General features: G+C 70.2%; 18 protein-coding genes. 8 read left to right on the top strand and 10 right to left on the bottom strand.

The genetic code is table 11. The features are described 5' to 3' along the window. The first annotated feature begins 52 nt into the window (after nt 1-52). From G011_RS0122280 to G011_RS0122250, 7 genes are all read left to right on the top strand, one after another. On the top strand, nt 53-541 hold the full coding sequence (locus tag G011_RS0122280; protein ID WP_026338547.1) for a PhzA/PhzB family protein: 489 nt from the start codon (nt 53-55) through the stop codon (nt 539-541). A gap of 73 nt (nt 542-614) precedes the next feature. After that, the gene (locus tag G011_RS0122275; RefSeq protein WP_019610420.1) at nt 615-1,790 is read left to right on the top strand and encodes a 3-deoxy-7-phosphoheptulonate synthase; all 1,176 of its coding nucleotides are present in this window, start codon (nt 615-617) and stop codon (nt 1,788-1,790) included. Nucleotides 1,791-1,819: 29 nt separating this feature from the next. Then, nucleotides 1,820-2,443, top strand: coding sequence for an isochorismatase family protein (locus G011_RS0122270; RefSeq protein WP_013156018.1), 624 nt, complete (start codon nt 1,820-1,822; stop codon nt 2,441-2,443). Beyond that, nucleotides 2,440-4,359 carry a phenazine-specific anthranilate synthase component I gene (locus G011_RS0122265; protein WP_019610419.1) on the top strand — a complete coding sequence of 640 codons (1,920 nt, stop codon included), beginning with the start codon at nt 2,440-2,442 and terminating at the stop codon, nt 4,357-4,359. The genes G011_RS0122270 and G011_RS0122265 overlap by 4 nt, the downstream gene beginning before the upstream one ends. Continuing rightward, nucleotides 4,356-5,222 (top strand): PhzF family phenazine biosynthesis protein, encoded by an 867-nt coding sequence (locus G011_RS0122260; RefSeq protein WP_019610418.1) that lies wholly within the window; start codon nt 4,356-4,358, stop codon nt 5,220-5,222. The genes G011_RS0122265 and G011_RS0122260 overlap by 4 nt, the downstream gene beginning before the upstream one ends. An 18-nt stretch (nt 5,223-5,240) precedes the next feature. Next, nucleotides 5,241-5,879, top strand: a complete 639-nt coding sequence (phzG, locus tag G011_RS0122255; RefSeq protein ID WP_019610417.1) for a phenazine biosynthesis FMN-dependent oxidase PhzG — start codon at nt 5,241-5,243, stop codon at nt 5,877-5,879. 208 nt (nt 5,880-6,087) lie between these two features. Continuing rightward, nucleotides 6,088-7,713 carry an NAD(P)/FAD-dependent oxidoreductase gene (locus tag G011_RS0122250; protein WP_019610416.1) on the top strand — a complete coding sequence of 542 codons (1,626 nt, stop codon included), beginning with the start codon at nt 6,088-6,090 and terminating at the stop codon, nt 7,711-7,713. 50 nt (nt 7,714-7,763) lie between these two features. Here G011_RS0122250 and G011_RS0122245 read toward each other — a convergent pair whose 3' ends face one another. The 10 genes from G011_RS0122245 to G011_RS0122205 form a co-directional block, all read right to left on the bottom strand. Next, entirely contained in the window at nt 7,764-8,465 is a 702-nt protein-coding gene (locus G011_RS0122245; protein ID WP_013156023.1) for an FMN-dependent NADH-azoreductase, read from the bottom strand. Between the two features lie 290 nt (nt 8,466-8,755). Beyond that, a complete protein-coding gene (locus tag G011_RS0122240; protein WP_019610414.1) occupies nt 8,756-9,643 on the bottom strand; it encodes a sigma-70 family RNA polymerase sigma factor in 888 nt (295 codons plus the stop codon). A 414-nt stretch (nt 9,644-10,057) separates the two neighbouring features. After that, a complete protein-coding gene (locus G011_RS0122235; protein WP_019610413.1) occupies nt 10,058-10,564 on the bottom strand; it encodes an ATP-binding protein in 507 nt (168 codons plus the stop codon). 17 nt (nt 10,565-10,581) lie between these two features. Beyond that, nucleotides 10,582-11,118, bottom strand: a complete 537-nt coding sequence (locus G011_RS0122230; RefSeq protein ID WP_019610412.1) for a hypothetical protein — start codon at nt 11,116-11,118, stop codon at nt 10,582-10,584. A 193-nt stretch (nt 11,119-11,311) separates the two neighbouring features. Then, the gene (locus tag G011_RS31315; RefSeq protein WP_155979821.1) at nt 11,312-11,509 is read right to left on the bottom strand and encodes a DUF397 domain-containing protein; all 198 of its coding nucleotides are present in this window, start codon (nt 11,507-11,509) and stop codon (nt 11,312-11,314) included. After that, nucleotides 11,496-11,717, bottom strand: a complete 222-nt coding sequence (locus G011_RS0122225; protein WP_019610411.1) for a hypothetical protein — start codon at nt 11,715-11,717, stop codon at nt 11,496-11,498. Before G011_RS0122225 ends, G011_RS31315 begins: the two co-directional genes overlap by 14 nt. Nucleotides 11,718-11,773: 56 nt before the next feature. Beyond that, a complete protein-coding gene (locus G011_RS0122220; RefSeq protein WP_026338545.1) occupies nt 11,774-12,241 on the bottom strand; it encodes a hypothetical protein in 468 nt (155 codons plus the stop codon). Between the two features lie 17 nt (nt 12,242-12,258). Beyond that, complete coding sequence (locus G011_RS0122215; RefSeq protein ID WP_231391563.1) at nt 12,259-15,315, bottom strand: DNA/RNA non-specific endonuclease; 3,057 nt, start codon at nt 15,313-15,315, stop codon at nt 12,259-12,261. Nucleotides 15,316-15,463: 148 nt separating this feature from the next. After that, nucleotides 15,464-15,835: a DUF6507 family protein gene (locus G011_RS0122210; RefSeq protein ID WP_019610408.1), complete on the bottom strand. Its 372-nt coding sequence runs from the start codon at nt 15,833-15,835 to the stop codon at nt 15,464-15,466. A gap of 43 nt (nt 15,836-15,878) precedes the next feature. Then, nucleotides 15,879-16,166, bottom strand: a complete 288-nt coding sequence (locus tag G011_RS0122205) for a hypothetical protein (protein WP_019610407.1) — start codon at nt 16,164-16,166, stop codon at nt 15,879-15,881. Nucleotides 16,167-16,366: 200 nt separating this feature from the next. Between G011_RS0122205 and G011_RS0122200 the strand changes: the two genes are divergently transcribed. Further along, the gene (locus tag G011_RS0122200; RefSeq protein ID WP_013156039.1) at nt 16,367-17,077 is read left to right on the top strand and encodes a demethylmenaquinone methyltransferase; all 711 of its coding nucleotides are present in this window, start codon (nt 16,367-16,369) and stop codon (nt 17,075-17,077) included. Nucleotides 17,078-17,206: the final 129 nt, after the last annotated feature.

Here is a 17,206-nt window from a genome sequence, read left to right as displayed (position 1 = left end):
CTTCCCTTCGGACAGTATTCAACACAGAAAAGGAAAGGCCAGGTTGTTTGCCATGCCCGAAAACTTTGAGTTTCCTGCGGACGGTGACGAGGCCGCGATCCGGAAACACAACCGTGACGTGGTGGAAACATATATGAACACGAGGGGGCAGGATCGGCTGAAGCGCCACCTCCTCTTCACCGAAGAAGGCGTCGGAGGGCTCTGGACCAATGACACCGGAGAGCCTATCGTCATCCGTGGCCGGAATCGTCTCGCCGAACACGCGGTCTGGTCGCTGAAATGCTTCCCCGACTGGGTCTGGACCAATATCCAGATCTTCGAGACGCAGGACCCCAACTTCTTCTGGGTGGAATGCGACGGCGAGGGAGCCATCCGTTTCAAGGGTTACCCCGAGGGTCACTACACGAACCACTTCCTGCACTCCTTCCGTTTCGAGGAGGGGAAGATCGCGCAGCAGAGGGAGTTCATGAACCCCTTCGACCAGCTCCGCGCTCTGGGTATCCCCGTTCCCACGATCAGGCGTGAGGGAATCCCGACCTGACCCCGAGGGCTGGTTCGGATTCCACTCGGGCTGGCGATTCAGGCACGCACACAGAACCGATCAATGGAGACGCGTGGACAACGTGATGCCCGACATCGAGTCCAGAACCGCCCTGCAACAGCCCGACTGGAGCGACACCTCCCAGGTCCGGAGGGTGGCCGACGTGCTGTCCTCCCGGCCCGCCCTCGTCAGGGCCGAGGACGTGCTGGCCCTGCGCTCGCTCCTGGCCGACGTGGCCCTCGGCCGGTCCCTGGTCGTCCAGGCCGGGGACTGCGCCGAGGACCCGGAGGAGTCCAGTGCGAGGCACGTCAGCAGCAAGGCCGCCCTGCTCGACATGCTGGCCGGCGCCCTCAGGATGATCACCCACAAGCCCGTCCTGCGGGCGGGCCGCATCGGCGGGCAGTTCGCCAAACCCCGCTCCAGCCCCACGGAGAAGGTCGGCGAACTGGTGCTGCCGGTGTTCCGCGGCCACCTGGTCAACGGCCCCGATCCGACGCCCGAGAGCAGGAAGGCCGACCCGCTGCGCCTGCTCACCGGTTACATGGCCGCGGGCGACGTGATGGAGCACCTCGGCTGGCGCGGCTCCTTCACCCGACCCGCCAGCGACCCGCCGGTGTGGACGAGCCACGAGGCACTGGTCCTGGACTACGAGGTGCCGATGCTCCGGCAGACCGACAAGACGGACAAGCCGGTGCTCGGCTCCACCCACTGGCCCTGGATCGGTGAGCGCACCCGCCAGATCGAGGGAGCGCACGTCACCCTGCTGGCCGAGGTCGCCAACCCGGTGGCCTGCAAGGTCGGACCGGCCGTGGCCGAGGACGAACTGCTCGCCCTCTGCGAGCGGCTGGACCCCCGGCGCGAGCCGGGCCGCCTGACACTGATCGCCCGGATGGGGGCCGACCGGGTCGCCGACCGGCTGCCGCCGCTCGTGGAGGCCGTGGCCGAGGCGGGCCACCCCGTGATCTGGCTGTGCGACCCGATGCACGGCAACACGGTCCGGACCCCGGAGGGCCACAAGACCCGGGTCGTGGAGGACCTCAGGAAGGAGGTCCGCGGCTTCGTCCGCGCGGTCGAGTCGGCGGGGGGAGTCCCCGGAGGCCTGCACCTGGAGACCACCCCCGACGACGTGACCGAGTGCGTGACCGACCCGAGCGGGTTCCCGCGGGTCGGCGAGCGCTACACGACCTTCTGCGACCCCCGCCTCACCCTCTGGCAGGCGGTCTCGGTGATCTCCGCCTGGAGCGACTGACCCGTAGGAACCGATCGGAAAGGACGAACATGCCCGGTATCCCCGTCATCGAGCCCTACGCGCTCCCGGCCGCTGGTGACCTCCCCGAGAACACCGCCCAGTGGGTGCCCGACCCCTCCCGCGCTGTCCTCCTCGTCCACGACATGCAGCGCTTCTTCCTCAAACCCTTCCCCGAACAGGTGCGCGACGAGCTGGTCGGCAACATCGCCCTCCTGCGCGAGCGCGGCGCCCGGCTCGGCGTCCCCGTGGGCTACACGGCCCAGCCGGGCAGCATGAGCGACGAACAGCGCGGCCTCCTCAAGGACTTCTGGGGCCCCGGCATGCGCAGGTCCCCCGAGGACAGGCTCGTGGTGGACGAACTGGCCCCCTCACCCGACGACTGGATGTTCACCAAGCTCAGGTACAGCGCGTTCCACAAGTCGGACCTGCTGGAGCGGATGCGGGCCGCCGGGCGCGACCAGCTCGTGGTCTGCGGCGTGTACGCGCACGTCGGGGTCCTGATGACGGCGGTCGAGGCCTACACCAACGACATCCAGACCTTCCTGGTCGCCGACGCCGTCGCCGACTTCAACGCCGACTACCACCGCATGGCCGTCCGGTACGCCGCCGAGCGCTGCGCGGTCGTGCTGCCGGCCAAGGAGGTGTTCGCGTGAACGCGCCGGACACGGCGCCCCGGGCCGCGGCGGGCGGGGACGGACTCCTGCGCACCGTCCTGGGGACGGAGCGGCCGCCCCCCTTCGCCCTGCTCGTGCGCTCCGGCGGCGACGGACCCGGCCGCGTGGACGTGCTGACCGGCGAGGTGTCCGCCGTCCCGGAGACCGCCGACATCCCCCTGCCCGACCTGACGGGGAGGGGCGGGGGCGCGGAGCACCACGACGTGCTGGCCCTCATCCCCTACCGGCAGATCACCGAGCGCGGCTTCGGCTGCAACGACGACGAGGCGCCCCTGCTCGTCATGACGGTGGCCGACCAGGAGACGCTGCCGGTCTCCGAGGCCCTGGACCTCATCCCCGACCTGCCCGTCGCCCTGTCCGGCGGCCGCTTCGACGTCGACGACGGGGACTACGCCGAGACCGTCCGCAGGGTGGTCAAGGAGGTGATCGGCGAGGGCGAGGGCGCGAACTTCGTGATCAGGCGCTCCTTCGTCGCCGACATCGGGGAGTACACCCCGCGCAAGGCCCTGGCCGTCTTCCGCCGGCTGCTCCGGGTCGAGGTGGGCGCCTACTGGACCTTCGTCGTCCACACCGGCGACCGGACCTTCGTCGGCGCCACCCCCGAGCGCCACGTCACCCTCCGGCGGGGGCTCGCCACCATGAACCCCATCAGCGGCACCTACCGCTATCCCCCCTCGGGCCCCTCGCTGCCCGAGGTCATGGACTTCCTCGCCAACCAGAAGGAGTCGGACGAGCTCTACATGGTCCTGGACGAGGAGCTCAAGATGATGACGCGCATCTGCGAGCCGGGCGTGCACGTGTCGGGACCCCACCTCAAGCAGATGGCGCGGCTCGCGCACACCGAGTACTTCATCGAGGGGGAGACCCGTCGCGACGTCCGCGACATCCTCCGGGAGACGATGTTCGCCCCGACCGTCACCGGCAGCCCGCTGGAGAACGCCTGCCGCGTCATCCAGAACTACGAGACGGGCGGACGCGGCTACTACAGCGGCGTGCTCGCCCTCGTCGGAAGCGACGCCTCCGGCGAGCGGACCCTGGACTCGTCGATCCTCATCCGCACCGCCGACATCGACGACCGCGGCAGGATGGCCATCGGCGTCGGCTCCACCCTCGTCCGCCACTCCGACCCGGTGTCGGAGGTGGCGGAGACCCACGCCAAGGCCGCCGGGCTCCTCGCGGCGGTGGAGAGCCGCGGGGCCGGGGGCCTGGACACCCATCCCGACATCCGCGACGCGCTGGTCAGGCGCAACGCCAACATCGCCGACTTCTGGCTGCTGGGCGAGGGCCACCGGCGCGGCGCGGAGTTCCCCGGGCTGGCCGGGTGCCGGACGCTGATCGTCGACGCGGAGGACACCTTCACGTCGATGCTCGACCACCAGTGCCGCGACATGGGCATGTCCGTCACGGTCGTGCGCCACGACGACGTCCCCTCCTTCGACGGCTACGACTTCGTCGTGCTCGGCCCCGGTCCGGGCGACCCGCGCGACCCCGCGCACCCGAAGATGGCCAACATGCGGGAGGCGGCGCGGGCGCTGCTCGCCGAACGCAGGCCCTTCCTGGCCGTCTGCCTGAGCCACCAGATCCTCAGCGCCGAGCTCGGGTTCCCGATCCGGCGGCGCCCCTCGCCCAACCAGGGCGTGCAGAAGGAGGTCGACCTCTTCGGCGACCGCCAGCGCGTGGGCTTCTACAACACCTTCGCGGCCTGGTCGGAGGCGGACACGGTCGAGGTGGACGGCGTCGGCGCGGTGGAGGTCTGCCGCGACCCCGCCTCGGGGGAGGTGCACGCCCTGCGGGGCCCGCGCTTCTCCTCCCTCCAGTTCCACGCCGAGTCCGTTCTCACCCAGAACGGCCCGCACATCCTCGGCTCGTTCATAGGAAGGACGTTGAGCGCATGAACGGCAGTCCGGCGCTCCTGGAAAGGGCGCACTCCTACGTCGTCGTCGACGCGTTCACCGACAAGCCCCTGGCGGGCAACCCCGTCGCGGTCTTCTTCGGGGCCGAGGACCTCTCGGCCCCGCGCATGCAGAGCATCGCCCGGGAGATGAACCTGTCGGAGGTGACGTTCGTGCTGCCCCCCAAACAGGGCGGCGACGCGCACATCCGCATCTTCACCCCGGTCAACGAGCTGCCCTTCGCGGGGCACCCCCTCCTCGGCACGGCGGTCGCCCTCGGCGACTCCGCCGAGAAGGACCGGCTCCGGCTGGAGACGGCCATGGGGATCGTGGACTTCGACCTCGAACGCGCCGACGGCAGGGTGGTCGCCGCCGCGATGGAGCAGCCGATCCCGACCTGGGAGCCGTTCGACCGCGTCGAGGAGCTGCTCGCCGCCCTCGGGGTGCCCGAACCGGAGACCCCCGTCGAGATCTACACCAACGGCCCCCGGCACGTCTTCGTCGGCCTGCGGAGCATCCCGGCGCTGTCCGAGGTCAACCCCGACCACCGTGCCCTGGCCGCCTTCCCCGACATGGCGACCAACTGCTTCGCCGGTTACGGGACGCACTGGCGGAGCCGCATGTTCTCCCCCGCCTACGGGGTGGTCGAGGACGCGGCGACCGGGTCCGCCGCGGGACCGCTCGCCATCCACGTCGCCCGCCACGGCCACGCCCAGTACGGCCAGTGGATCGACATCCACCAGGGCGTGGAGATCGGGCGGCACTCCCTGATGCGGGCCCGTGCCAGGGGCAACGGCGATCACGTCACCGAGGTCCGGGTCAAGGGCAGCGGCGTCACCGTCGCCAGCGGGACCATCTACGTCTAGACAGTCGCGGGAGCACGCGTGAGCAGCAGGTTCGAGACCCTGACCGGTGAGATGGAAGAGGGCTTCCCCGAGTACGAGACGCCTCCGGCCGCCCCCATGGGGCTGGTCGGGCGGTGGGTCGACGCGGCCAAGCAGAGGAAGGTGCGGGAGCCGCTGTCCCTGGCGCTGGCCACGGCGGACGCCAAGGGCCGTGCCTCCAACCGGATGGTCGCCGTCATCGACGTGTCGGACCGGGGCCTGGTCTTCACCACCCACAGCAGCAGTCAGAAGGGCAGGGAGATCGCGGCCACCGGCTGGGCCTCCGGGCTGTTGTACTGGCGCGAGACCGCCCAGCAGGTGATCGTCTCCGGGCCGGTGGAGACGCTGCCCGAGGCGGAGTCGGACCGGCTCTGGGCCGCCCGGCCGCCGCAGCTCTACCCGATGACGACGGCGTCCCGGCAGAGCGAGCCCCTCGACGACGTGCCGGGCCTCCTCGAACGGGCCCGGCGACTGGCGGAGGAGGGCGGCCACTCCCTGCCCAGACCCGAGCGGTTCGTCGGCTACCGCCTCGAACCGGACACGGTCGAGTTCTGGGCCGCCGACCGCGAACGGCTGCACCGCAGGCTGCGCTACGACCGCACCCCGCACGGCTGGGAGGTCGTGCGGCTCCAGCCCTGAGCCGTCCCCGACCCGCCCCACGGCGTCCACCGCCGCCCCTCCCCGACGACGCGGGCCCCTGCCCCAGCCCCGGCGTCCCCACCGACGACACGGGCCCCCTGCCCCGGCCCGGCGTCCCCGGGCCCCCGGCCCTACCCCGCCGGGGGCCCGGAACCCACCCCCGCTCGAACACCATCCCTTCCCCTACACAATCGTGAGGAACTGTCCCGTGACCAACGCGAAGAACACCGATCTCGACGCGATCGTCGTCGGTGCCGGGTTCGCCGGCATCTACGCGCTGCACAAGCTCCGCAACGAACTGGGTCTGTCCGTCCGGGCCTTCGACAAGGCGGGCGGGGTCGGGGGCACTTGGTACTGGAACCGCTACCCCGGCGCCATGTCCGACAGCGAGGGCTTCATCTACCAGTACTCCTTCGACCGCGACCTGCTGCGGGAGTGGACCTGGAAGAAGCGCTACCTGTCCCAGGCGGAGATCCTGGGCTACCTGGAGGCGGTCGTGGAGCGGCACGACCTCGCCAGGGACATCCAGCTCAACACCGGCGTCGAGACGCTGGTCTACGACGAGGCCGCCGCCCTGTGGACCGCGACCACCAGTGACGGCCAGACCCTCACCGCCCGCTACGTGGTGACCGCCCTCGGACCGCTGTCCACCTCCCACTTCCCCGACTTCAAGGGCCGCGACAGCTTCCGGGGCCGCCTGGTCCACACCGGCTCCTGGCCCGACGACCTCGACATCGAGGGCAAGAGGGTCGGCGTCATCGGCACCGGCTCCACCGGAACCCAGTTCATCTGCGCGGCCTCGAAGGTGGCCGGGCAGCTCACCGTGTTCCAGCGGACCCCCCAGTACAACGTGCCCTCGGGCAACGCCGAGGTGGACGAGGCCTACTTCACCGACCTGCGCGGCCGCTACGACCAGGTCTGGGAGCAGGCCAAGAAGTCCCGCGTGGCGTGCGGCTTCGAGGAGAGCGAGATCGCCGCGATGAGCGTCTCCGAGGAGGAGCGCCGACGCGTCTTCCAGGAGAACTGGGACCGGGGCAACGGCTTCCGCTTCATGTTCGGCACCTTCTCCGACATCATCTTCGACCCCGAGGCCAACGAGGCGGCGGCCGACTTCATCCGGTCCAAGATCCGGGAGATCGTCAAGGACCCGGAGACCGCCCGCAAGCTCCAGCCGACCGACTACTACGCCAAGCGCCCGGTCTGCAACGAGGACTACTACGAGTCCTACAACCGGGACAACGTCAGCCTGGTGAGCCTCAAGGAGACCCCGATCCGGGAGTTCACGCCCACGGGGATCGTGACCGAGGACGGGGTGGAGCACGAGCTGGACATCGTCGTCTTCGCGACCGGTTTCGAGGCCGTCGAGGGCAGCTACCGGCAGATGGAGATCCGCGGCCGGGGCGGCGTGACCATCGAGGAGCACTGGGGGGACACGCCCGCCAGCTACCTCGGGGTCAACGTCTCGGGCTTCCCCAACATGTTCATGGTCTACGGCCCCAACAGCGTCTTCAGCAACCTGCCCACGGCCATCGAGACCCAGGTCGAGTGGATCACCGACCTGGTCCGGATGATGGAGGAGCGCGACCTGACCTCCATCGAGCCGACCCCGGAGGCGGAGGAGGGCTGGACCGAGCTGTGCACGCAGATCGCCGACCACTCCCTGTTCCCCAAGGTCAACTCCTGGATCTTCGGGGCGAACATCCCGGGCAAGAAGAAGCGGGTCCTGTTCTACTTCGCGGGGCTCGGCAACTACCGCCAGAAGCTCGGTGACGTGGCCGCGGCCGACTACGAGGGCTTCATGCTCAAGGGCAACCCCTCGGTGGTGACCGCCTGACGGCGGCGGCGCCCGGTCGGCTCGGTCCGCCGACCGGGCGCCGCCCCGTGTCAGCGCACCGCGGGCTCGCGCGGCGCCAGCAGCGCGGGCAGGCGGGTCACCCGCTCCTCCGCCTCCGCCAGGGAGCGCGCGGCCATGTCCTGGAACTCCGCCAGCTCGGGGACGTCCGAGGCCCTGGTCATCTCGGCGTGGACGACGTGCACGTTCTCGCCGGCGATGCCCAGGCCCTCCAGGTACATGCGCATGTAGGGCGTCTGGAAGTCGAACGCCTCCTTGGGCGAACCCGGCCCGTAGCCCCCTCCGCGCGCGGCGACCACCACGGCCCGGGCGTCGCGCAGCAGCGACTCACCGGTGCGGGAGTCCTTGAAGGCCCCGGGGAAGGTGATCCTGTCGATCCACGCCTTGAGCGAGGCCGGGACCGTGTAGTTGTACATCGGGAGGCCGATCAGCAGGGTGTCCGCGTCCAGGACCTCCTCGATCAGGGGCAGGGTCCCCGCCCACTCCCGCTCCTCGGACGGCGACTCGGCCATGGCCGTCACCGCCGTCAGCGGCAGGGTGCCCCGCCTCTCCACCCGCTGGGCGAAGGAGCAGTAGGTGGCGGTGACCAGCGGCACCGGTTCGGCGGCCAGGTCCCGGTAGCGGTACCCCCCGTCCCCGTGCAGCCGTCGCCACTCCCTGGCGAACAGGCCGGTGAGGTACCTGCTCACCGAGTGGTCCGAGTGGCTGGAGTCCAGGTGCAGCAAAGACGTCATCGTTCTTCCCCCGTTCGGCGCGTGGCCGTCGTGTCCCGCGCGGCTCCGGGCGCGGGGTCCGTGTGCGGATGCGGTGGGGCACGCGACTCGTCCCCCGTGGATGTCGTCGCTGAGTGCTCCTACCCCTATGACGGAGAGCGACGGGGGAAAGTGACCGGAGGGAGGGGACGGGGATCGTCGGACGGTTCGGGAAAGACGTCGCGAGCAGCGCCGACACCGCCGCGGCCGCCCGTCCGCCGGGCCCGGCGGACGGGCGGCGGACGTCGCGGCTGGTGTGCGCTGGGTCACCGCTACGCCGGGTCGGCCACGGAGATCTCCAGCTCCCGCAGGCGTTCCGGGGCGCCGATGATCTCGATCCCGCTGACGCGGTCGTCGCGGACGGTGATCTCCAGCACGAACAGGAGCCGACCGCCGGGGGCGACGACGGCCCCGGGCATGCCGTTGACGAGCGCGGGACGGGCGAAACGGGTCCTGCGGACGTTGTTGGCGGTCTCCCCGGCGACCTGGCGCGCACCGCGCAGCACCGCGGGCTCGCGCAGCCGGAGGGCCTGCGGGTCCGCCCGCCGCACGACGTCGGGGGCCAGGACCTTCAGCAGGCCGTCCAGGTCTCCCGCGCGCGAGGCGTCGAGGAAGGCGTCCACGACCTCGCGCCGCCGTGTGAGGTCCGGTTCGGGGACGCTCGTGGTGCCCTGCACCCTCTGCCGCGCCCGGCTCGCCATCTTCTTGGCCGCGGTCGGGGTGCGCTCGACGATCTCGGCGATCTCGGCGAAGGGGACGGCGAACAGGTCGTGCAGGACGAAGGCGACGCGCTCGGCGGGGCTGAGCCTGTCCAGCACGACGAGCAGGGCCAGGCCCACGGAGTCGGCCAGCACCGCCTCGCCCTCGGGGTCCGGGCCCCGGTCGTGGGCGAGCAGCGGCTCGATGTCGCTGACGTCCATGAACTCCTCGCGGCGGCTCCTGCGCGAGCGCAGCATGTCGAGGCAGACGCGTCCGACGATCGTGGTCAGCCACCCCGTCATGTTGGAGACCTCGCCGAAGTCCCCCCGGCACGCCCGGATCCACGTCTCCTGGAGGGCGTCGTCCGCCTCGGCGGCCGACCCGAGCATGCGGAAGGCGACTCCGCGCAGATGTCTACGGGAGCGTTCGAAGTGATCCGCCAGCTCGATCTGGCCGTTCATCGTTCACCTTTCCTTCGTCCGTGGCCGCTGCGCAGGCGCGTTTCGAAAGCGCGATAAAAGAGGAATGCGGCTGTAGGCATTGAATTACCGGTATGGGTGGAATTAGTGCTTCGTGGCGGGGCAGGGGCGGTCGTCCTGGCTTCCCTCCTGGTGCCGCCAGCCCGGCCCCGCCCCCGGCTCCGGGCGGTGTGAGCAGCGGATACGCGGTCGGTTCCGGCAGGACTGTCGTACTCGGGGGATCGTGATTCGGGTGCGTGGGACGGTGGGGATTCCGGCCGCTTCGGGCTGATCCTCTTCATCCTAAACGGGTGAAGAGGGGTGCCACATGAGGGATCGCCGCTGGAGTATTCGCGCACTACAGCGTGTTTATGCGGCCGCGGTACGCGCCGGATTCCCGCCTCCGGCGCAGCGGGGTCAGCGGGTGAACACGAAGGGGCGCAGGCCGGGCGGCACCGCGTCCGGGTCCACGGGGAAGGCGGCCCATACGTGGGTGCCGAGGTCGGCCCAGGGCGCGAGGCGGTAGTGGCCCCAGGAGGCGGACAGGTTCTCGACCAGGAGCAGGCCGCGCTGGCCCTCGGCCCAGTCCCACTCGTCAGCCGTGCGCTGGTGCGGGACGGCCGGAACACCGCCCCCGCCGCCGCAGTCGGACAGGCCCACACGCAGGGTGGCCGCATCGGGCATCGACAGCGCGCGCAGGACCTCGCCGCCGGAGCGGCCCGAATCGGTGTACTTGCAGCAGTTGGCGAACAGCTCGCTGGTGACCAGCGTGAGAGTGTCCACCAGGTCGGGATCGAAGCCGGACAGGTCGCGGGCCAGGTCGGCGCGGACCTCGGAGAGCCGGGACAGCGAACCGGGGTAGACGCGGTGCTCCCAGTGGACGTGGGCGCGGCGGACGGCGGAGTCGAGGCCGGAGGCGGTCATGCCGGAACCCCCTGTCGCTACTCGTCCCAGACCCGGATGAGGGAGGCCAGTTCGCCCCACTCGGCGTAGCGGGCGGGTTTGGCGGGTGTGGTGGGATCGGCGGGCCAGACGGGGCGCACGACGCCGAAGCGGGGCGCGGGTTCGCCGAGCAGGTCGCCGCCGGGGTCGTCCCGCCACTGCTGGACAAGCGCGGCGGCGCGTTCCTGGACGAGGGCGAACGCACGCCGGACCTCGTCCGTCTCCGGAGCGGGTTCGGCGCTGCGGGGCGCGGGAACGCGGGGCGCGGCGGAGGCGGTCAGGCGCTCGTGGGCGGCGAAGTAGGGGCGGACCAGGGCCACGTCCTCGGCCGGGATGACCTCGCTGGCGGGAGCCAGCCTCGGCATGGCGGGCTCGGGAGCGGAGACGGGCGGGGCCTCGGGGACGTAGCGGCGGACGCGGGTGGATCGGCGTCGGCGGCGACCGGCCACCGTGGAGTGGCGTCCGCAGGGGACGGAGAGGAAGGCGATCAGCGGGCCGAGGGCACGGCTGAGAAGGGCAGCGCTAAACTGGCGCATGCTAGCAGTTCCTTTGGTTAAAGGTCTTGAAGTTGCTGGCCACGGCCCCGGACGGTGACATCCGTCGCGGGGTCATTTGAGTTGTGTGTTCGAGAGAGAGGATAAGGGGTGGTGGGAGTGGAATGCCAAAATACTGGGGAGTAATGTTGGGGCAAATGAGAAAACGGCCGACCAGAATGCTGGTCGGCCGTTGTTATGTCCCTTTTTTAGGAGTTTGTGGGGGAGGTGCAGACCAGGAACGCGGTCCAGGCCCCGGGGTGTGGACGAGGTGGCCGAGTCCACGGTTCCGGGTGTCGCGGATCAGGACCGTCTGCCCCTCGGCTACCTCGACGCAGCTTCCCGATCCGCCGCTGTAGCTGCTCTTGCGCCAGTGGGGTTCACGCCTCGCCATCGGGTTCTTCCTCGGCCTTCCTGATCAGATCCCGGCTCGCACGGGGCGACATCGCCTCCGGCCGGAGAACGCCGAAGAGCGTCGCGCAGTGCTGCACCTGCATCAGGTCGTCCATGAGGGTTTCGTCCTCCATGCGCTCCGCGGAGGCGGTCGCGCGGTGCGCGTGATCCTCGACCCGCCTGATGCGCCACCCGTGCTCGCCGAGCACGTCAGTACGCGGACGCGGACACGGGACCGCACGCTGATCACCGGTCCCCGAGCCGGTCACTCCATCGCGCGGCCCTCGGCCTCTTCCCGGAGCTTCTCGCGGAGCCAGTCGGTCATGTACTCCTCGTCGCGCGGGAAGTAGACCAGGTCGTTGGTGAAGCCGAAGGCGGTGGGGAAGGTGATGCCGGGGTCCTCGTCGTAGTTGTAGGTGACGTTGAACCTGCCGGGCGGGGTGATGACGTACTCGAAGGAGAACCAGGTGCCCTTGCCCTCCTGGTACATCCCCGCCCTGAGGTCGTCGATCATCATGCCCATGCCGGATGGAGGGGATTTCCGACGGGTCGTCCCGTCCCCGAACTCGACGATGATCAAGCCGGTCGAATGATCGATAACCGCCTTTTCCGTGTAGACGATTCGCGTCCATCCTTCGGGGGCTTCATCGAGGATGCGTCCACCGATCTGCGTGAGGACCTTCTGCTGCGCCTCGGGGTCCATGTGCCCCCTTTTGAAGTGAGGACTCACCATGTGCCTGCCTCCTTATATTACTTCTTGAAGGGTGGAACGTTATTGTACCGCTGGACTCCCATGTCAACGCCATTGAGGTGCCAGGAGGCCTCGATTCTGCTCGGTGGAGGCAGGTGGCGCTTCCCGGACTTGTCATACACCGGTGGAAGGTTGGGGTCGTATATAAGATTTATCTTGACTTCGATCTTGGGGTTATTCGGATTCAGTGCGAGGGCGGCGTCCCAGCTCCCGTCATTGAATTTGGGGTTGGTGAATCCATGCCAGGAGCCCTTGTCGCGCATGATTCCACGCCAGGAGCGCTCGATGTTCCGGTAACTTCCCTCGATGCCGCCCCGTACTTCTTCGGGGATGTCATCCAGAGCGGTCTCGGTCCTGTTCTGGTTCACGTCGAACCGCATCGGGACCATGTTCAGGCGCTCGCCGATACCGAAGAACTCCGCGTACCCGATCAGGTGGCCGCCGTCCCACTGGATGTCCTGGTACTGGGGGACCTCACCCGCTTCCGGCGGACGGCCGTTCGCCGTTTCGAAGTCATCGCGGATCTTCTGGTTCAGCTGTTCGTAGTAGTCCGAGCCCTGGCTGTTGACCTTGGACTGTTCGTTTTCGTTGCGGACGTTCGGTTCCTTGTGCAGCGTTCCCTCGACGGAGACCGTCCGGCCGTACTCGTCGGTCCTGTAGGTGTAGCCGTCCACGTTGAAGATCATGTCCGGCCTGGGGTTGAGGTACTCCGGATGCTCGGAGTTCCAGCCCTTGGACTCGGTCCGGATCTCCCTGATGTTCCCATCGGCGTCGGTGACGTAGTCCGTGTGGAGGTCGCTGCCCGGTTCGTAGAGCCTGTACCTGCTGTTCGGCTCCAGAACGCGGTTGCTGACATTGCCGTTGTCGTCCCTGATCTCGCCGAAGCGCAGGCCGTCCCTGGGGAGGAGTTCCCGGACCCCGGGGTCGGTGCTCTCCGGTCGCAGGTCGGGCTGGTTCCTGATCGGGGTGTTCTCCGGGCCGTCGTTCTGGCCGCCCCGGCCGCCGAGGATGTCGCCTCCGGCACTGCCCGGCCGCGTGTCGCCGGGGCCCCGACCGCTGCCGCCCGTGCTGTGCGTGTTGCCACCGCCGTCGCCGGACCCGTCCAGGACGTCCGTGCCGCGATGCGAGTTCCCACCGGTGTCCAGCGGGTCACTGCCGTTGCCGCCGGTGCTGTTGGTGACCGTGGGCGTGCGGTCCCGCATCTGCGGGCCGTCGTCGCCGAAGTCCGCGTCGCGGTGGTCGTCCGGGAAGCGGTGGGGACCGTCGCCACCGGTGCCGGTGAGGTCCACCCGGTCGTACGACGGCGGGTTGGGGACGTCCTGGCTGCCCTCGAACGTGTCGTTGTTCCCGCCGCCGACGAGGGCGGGAACCCTCCCCGACTCCGGGCCGTCCGGGGACTGCCTGGCCTCCCACGCCGGGTAGTCCGAGGCGTGCGCGTTCATGTCGCTGAACACCGCCTCCAGGGACGGGTCCAGGCCCAGCTCCTCCAGGTCGGACTGCCCGGAACGGTTCGGCCGGGGGGCGTCGCTGTCGCCGCCCTCCCCACCGAGGACCCTGCGCCCGAGGTCGCCCAGCTCGGCGGAGTCCGGACGCGAAGTCAACAGCTCCAGGAGTTCCCGGCTGTCGTCGAGTTCACGCGTGGTCGGGTCCACGGCGGGCCGGGTGTCGGCCGGGCCGCCCTCCTCGTCGCCGTGGTGGTTGGCGACGCGCTGGCTGTTGGAGCCCTCGGAGCCGTTCCCGTTCCCGTCCCCGCCGGAGCCGTTGCCGCCCGGGTTGTCCCCGCCGCCGAAGAAGCCTCCGCCGGTGAACCTGCTCAGCAGGTTCTGCATCTCCGACAGCCGAGAGGTGCTGAAAGCGCCCTCCCGGAGCTGGCCCAGGTCGATCCTGAGATCCGCCAGGGAGACGTTGCCGAACCGGGGCAGGCTCAGGTTGATCCGGCTCATGTCCGGCACGTCCACGTCCGGGACGCTCGGCCCGTCCCCGCCCATCCGGTTGAGCATGGCCGAACCGCGCCAGGCCATCAGCGGCACGCCCACGACCGCGCCCACGCCGGTCGCGGTCAGGGCGGCGCCGCCCACGGTCGCGCCGATGTTGAGCAGGGCGGTCCCGATGACGTAGCCGGGCCGCTCGCTCCACTCCTCCCAGGGCACCACCGCGTGCGCGGCGTCCTTCCAGGCGTTGCCGACGGTGTCCCAGCCCGACCAGCCCCAGCTGTCGCTCTCGGAGTCGTACATGCCCGCCAGTGACGCCAGTGACTGGAGGTTGCCCTCGTGGTACTCCCACATGGCGTCGCCCCAGGACATCTCGAACCAGCCCTCGGAGCTGTACATCCCGGTGATCCCGCCGACGTCCTCCGCGATCCCCACGAAGAAGTCGCCCACCGCCGAACCCGCGTCCACCCACCAGCCGTGGTCGGTCTCCATCGGACCGCCCCAGGCCATGGCGACGTCGCCGAGGTAGCCGTCGTAGCCGTGCTCGAACTCGCCCGGCGCGGACTCCCCGTCGCCGTCGCCCGCGACGAAGTTGGTGCGGTCGGGGATGTCGGCGTTGATCGCGTTGGCGCAGGCCCGCTCGGCCTCCTCGTACTCGCGCCGCAGCGCGTCCGCGCGGTCGAGCAGCGCCTGGTGCTCCTCGACCTTCTCGCTCTCGCGCCCCAGGAGGCTGTCGATGAACCCGTCGGCCTCGCGCCAGTCGTCGTCGCCCTCGATGGAGTTGAGGAAGGCGTAGGAGTCGGTCTTGAGCGTGGCCCACTTGCCCTTGATGTCCCGGACGGCCTCGGCGAAGGTCTCCAGCGCGCTCGCGGCCTTGTCGAAGGAGGTCTCCACCTTGTCGCCGTCGGTGGCGACCGGGTCCACCACCGCGTACAGGGTTTCGGCCTCGGGCGCGGAGTAGCACGAGGACAGTCCCGCCCAGGCGCTCTTGATGTCGCCGCCGATTCCGGCGACGTTGGCCCCCTCGCGGCGCAGGTCCCCCGCCTGCCTCTCCAGCGTGGCGGGACTGGCGGTCGGAATGGGGAAGGCCGCGGGGTTGATCAGGCCGCCCGTGGGCGTGCACATCTCGGTCACGGGGGTGCCTCCGTCTGGGAGCTGAGGGAAGAACGCGTCGGGGGTCCTCGGGGCCGGGGGACCGCGGGAAGGAGGGACGGGGGATCGGGGTCGGGGGAGGGGCCGGGCGGGGGAAGCGCCGCGGCCGGAGCGCGACCCGCTACACGGGTGTGTTGCGCCCGTGTGTCGAGGGAGGCTCGGGCTCGGGGATCACGCCCGCGTTCTCCTGCGCCTCGGCGGCCATGTCCAAGTTGCCGTTGAAGTAGTGCGTGGTGGCCTCGCTGGCCCCGGTCACGGCGCTCACGGTCAGTCCGGCCATGTCGCCCATGAGCCCGAAGTTGTGCTCGGCGAACTCGCCCAGCGCGACGCTGACGGGCGTGCTGTTCGCCTCCTCGTTGATGGCCGTGATCAGGTTCTCGGCGGAGGTCATGGCGCCGACGAGGCCGTCGCTGCCGCCCTCCTCGCCGATGTATCCGGCGACGCTGGTCAGCACGGCGCCCACGTCGGCGGGCTGGATGTTCCACCCGGACATGCGGACACTCTCCTCTCAGGGGCTCTCGGAGCTCTCGGGGGCTTCAGGAGTCGCTGGGGCGCGAGAAGGCGCCCGCGCGGAAGTTGGCGGGCGGCGCCGCGTCCGCGGACGCGGGTTCCTCCCGGCGCTGGACGGTCTGGATCTGCTCGTTGAGCATGCCCAGGGACGCGTGCAGGGCGGCGAGGTCGTCCCGGAGCCGGGAGCGCATCCGCGCGGAGGCCACGACGAGCCTGGGGTGGACGCCGCGGGCGGCGTCCCCACCGGGGGCCTCGGGCGGATCCTCGTCGAGGACGGCCTGTTCGTCGCTCGGCTCCACCAGGTCGAACTTCATGTACTCCCCCTCTCGGCCGGACCGTGTCCGTTCCTTGTGACGTCCGAAGGCCCTCGGTGGTTCGGGAAACCTCGCGCACACCCCATTCTTGCGCGCGGACAGTCCGTCTGCCCAGGGGTTGTCCGCTTCGCGCCAGGGAGTCCGCCCCGTACGGACCCGCGGGGTCGGGGCGCTCGGGCCGCACCCTTAGTCTTGTGCCCATGACCCGCGCCAAACTCGACAAGAAGCCCCAGGACGTCGCGGCGATGTTCGACGGCATCGCCGACAGGTACGACCTCGTCAACGACGTCATCTCGCTGGGCCAGGACCGCATCTGGCGCAAGGCCGCGGTCAACGCGGTCGACGCCTACAGCGGCGAACTCGTCCTGGACCTGGCGGCGGGGACGGGCACCTCCTCGGAGTCCTTCGTCAGGAAGGGCGCCCGCGTGGTGGCCTGCGACTTCTCCCTCGGCATGCTCCGCGCCGGCGTGCGGCGGCGCGGGGGGGCCTCCCGGGGCGGCGTGACCTTCGTGGCGGGCGACGCCCTGCACCTGCCCTTCGCCGACGAGACCTTCGACGCGGTCACGATCTCCTTCGGCCTGCGCAACGTCAACGACGTGGACCAGGCGCTGCGCGAGCTGCGGCGGGTCACCAAGGTCGGCGGGCGGATGGTCATCTGCGAGTTCAGCCACATCCCGGTCGAGTTCGTGGACCGGCTCTACTCCACCTACCTCATGGGCGCGCTGCCCAAGATCGCGGGCATGGTGTCCGGCAGCGGCGAGTCCTACGACTACCTGTCCGAGTCGATCATGGCCTGGCCCAAGCAGCCCGAGCTGGCGCGCCGCCTCCAGGACGCGGGCTGGTCGCGGGTGGCCTGGCGCAACCTGTCGACGGGGATCGTCGCGCTGCACCGCGGCTTCCGCGACAAGTAGCGGCACGGTCCGGAACGTTTCGGGTGTGACGCCAGGGGTGTCGGAAGCGCCAGGGGTATCGCGCTCGAGCTGATCCCGCCCCTGGCTCCATGTTCGCGGCCGAGGTCGTCTCCGGCGGCGGGACCGCGC

This window comes from Nocardiopsis sp. CNS-639 (assembly GCF_000381685.1).
GTDB lineage: Bacteria > Actinomycetota > Actinomycetes > Streptosporangiales > Streptosporangiaceae > Nocardiopsis > Nocardiopsis dassonvillei.
This window is presented reverse-complemented; position numbering and strand designations above follow the sequence as displayed.

Coding starts and splice junctions, on each gene's coding strand:
- G011_RS0122260 (WP_019610418.1), top strand. CDS start 4,356: ATGAACGGCAGTCCGGCGCTCCTGGAAAGGGCGCACTCCTACGTCGTC.
- G011_RS0122270 (WP_013156018.1), top strand. CDS start 1,820: ATGCCCGGTATCCCCGTCATCGAGCCCTACGCGCTCCCGGCCGCTGGT.
- G011_RS0122220 (WP_026338545.1), bottom strand. CDS start 12,241: ATGGTGAGTCCTCACTTCAAAAGGGGGCACATGGACCCCGAGGCGCAG.
- G011_RS0122230 (WP_019610412.1), bottom strand. CDS start 11,118: ATGCGCCAGTTTAGCGCTGCCCTTCTCAGCCGTGCCCTCGGCCCGCTG.
- G011_RS0122240 (WP_019610414.1), bottom strand. CDS start 9,643: ATGAACGGCCAGATCGAGCTGGCGGATCACTTCGAACGCTCCCGTAGA.
- G011_RS0122205 (WP_019610407.1), bottom strand. CDS start 16,166: ATGAAGTTCGACCTGGTGGAGCCGAGCGACGAACAGGCCGTCCTCGAC.
- G011_RS0122215 (WP_231391563.1), bottom strand. CDS start 15,315: ATGTGCACGCCCACGGGCGGCCTGATCAACCCCGCGGCCTTCCCCATT.
- G011_RS0122245 (WP_013156023.1), bottom strand. CDS start 8,465: ATGACGTCTTTGCTGCACCTGGACTCCAGCCACTCGGACCACTCGGTG.
- G011_RS0122235 (WP_019610413.1), bottom strand. CDS start 10,564: ATGACCGCCTCCGGCCTCGACTCCGCCGTCCGCCGCGCCCACGTCCAC.
- G011_RS0122210 (WP_019610408.1), bottom strand. CDS start 15,835: ATGTCCGGGTGGAACATCCAGCCCGCCGACGTGGGCGCCGTGCTGACC.
- G011_RS0122280 (WP_026338547.1), top strand. CDS start 53: ATGCCCGAAAACTTTGAGTTTCCTGCGGACGGTGACGAGGCCGCGATC.
- G011_RS0122200 (WP_013156039.1), top strand. CDS start 16,367: ATGACCCGCGCCAAACTCGACAAGAAGCCCCAGGACGTCGCGGCGATG.
- G011_RS31315 (WP_155979821.1), bottom strand. CDS start 11,509: ATGGCGAGGCGTGAACCCCACTGGCGCAAGAGCAGCTACAGCGGCGGA.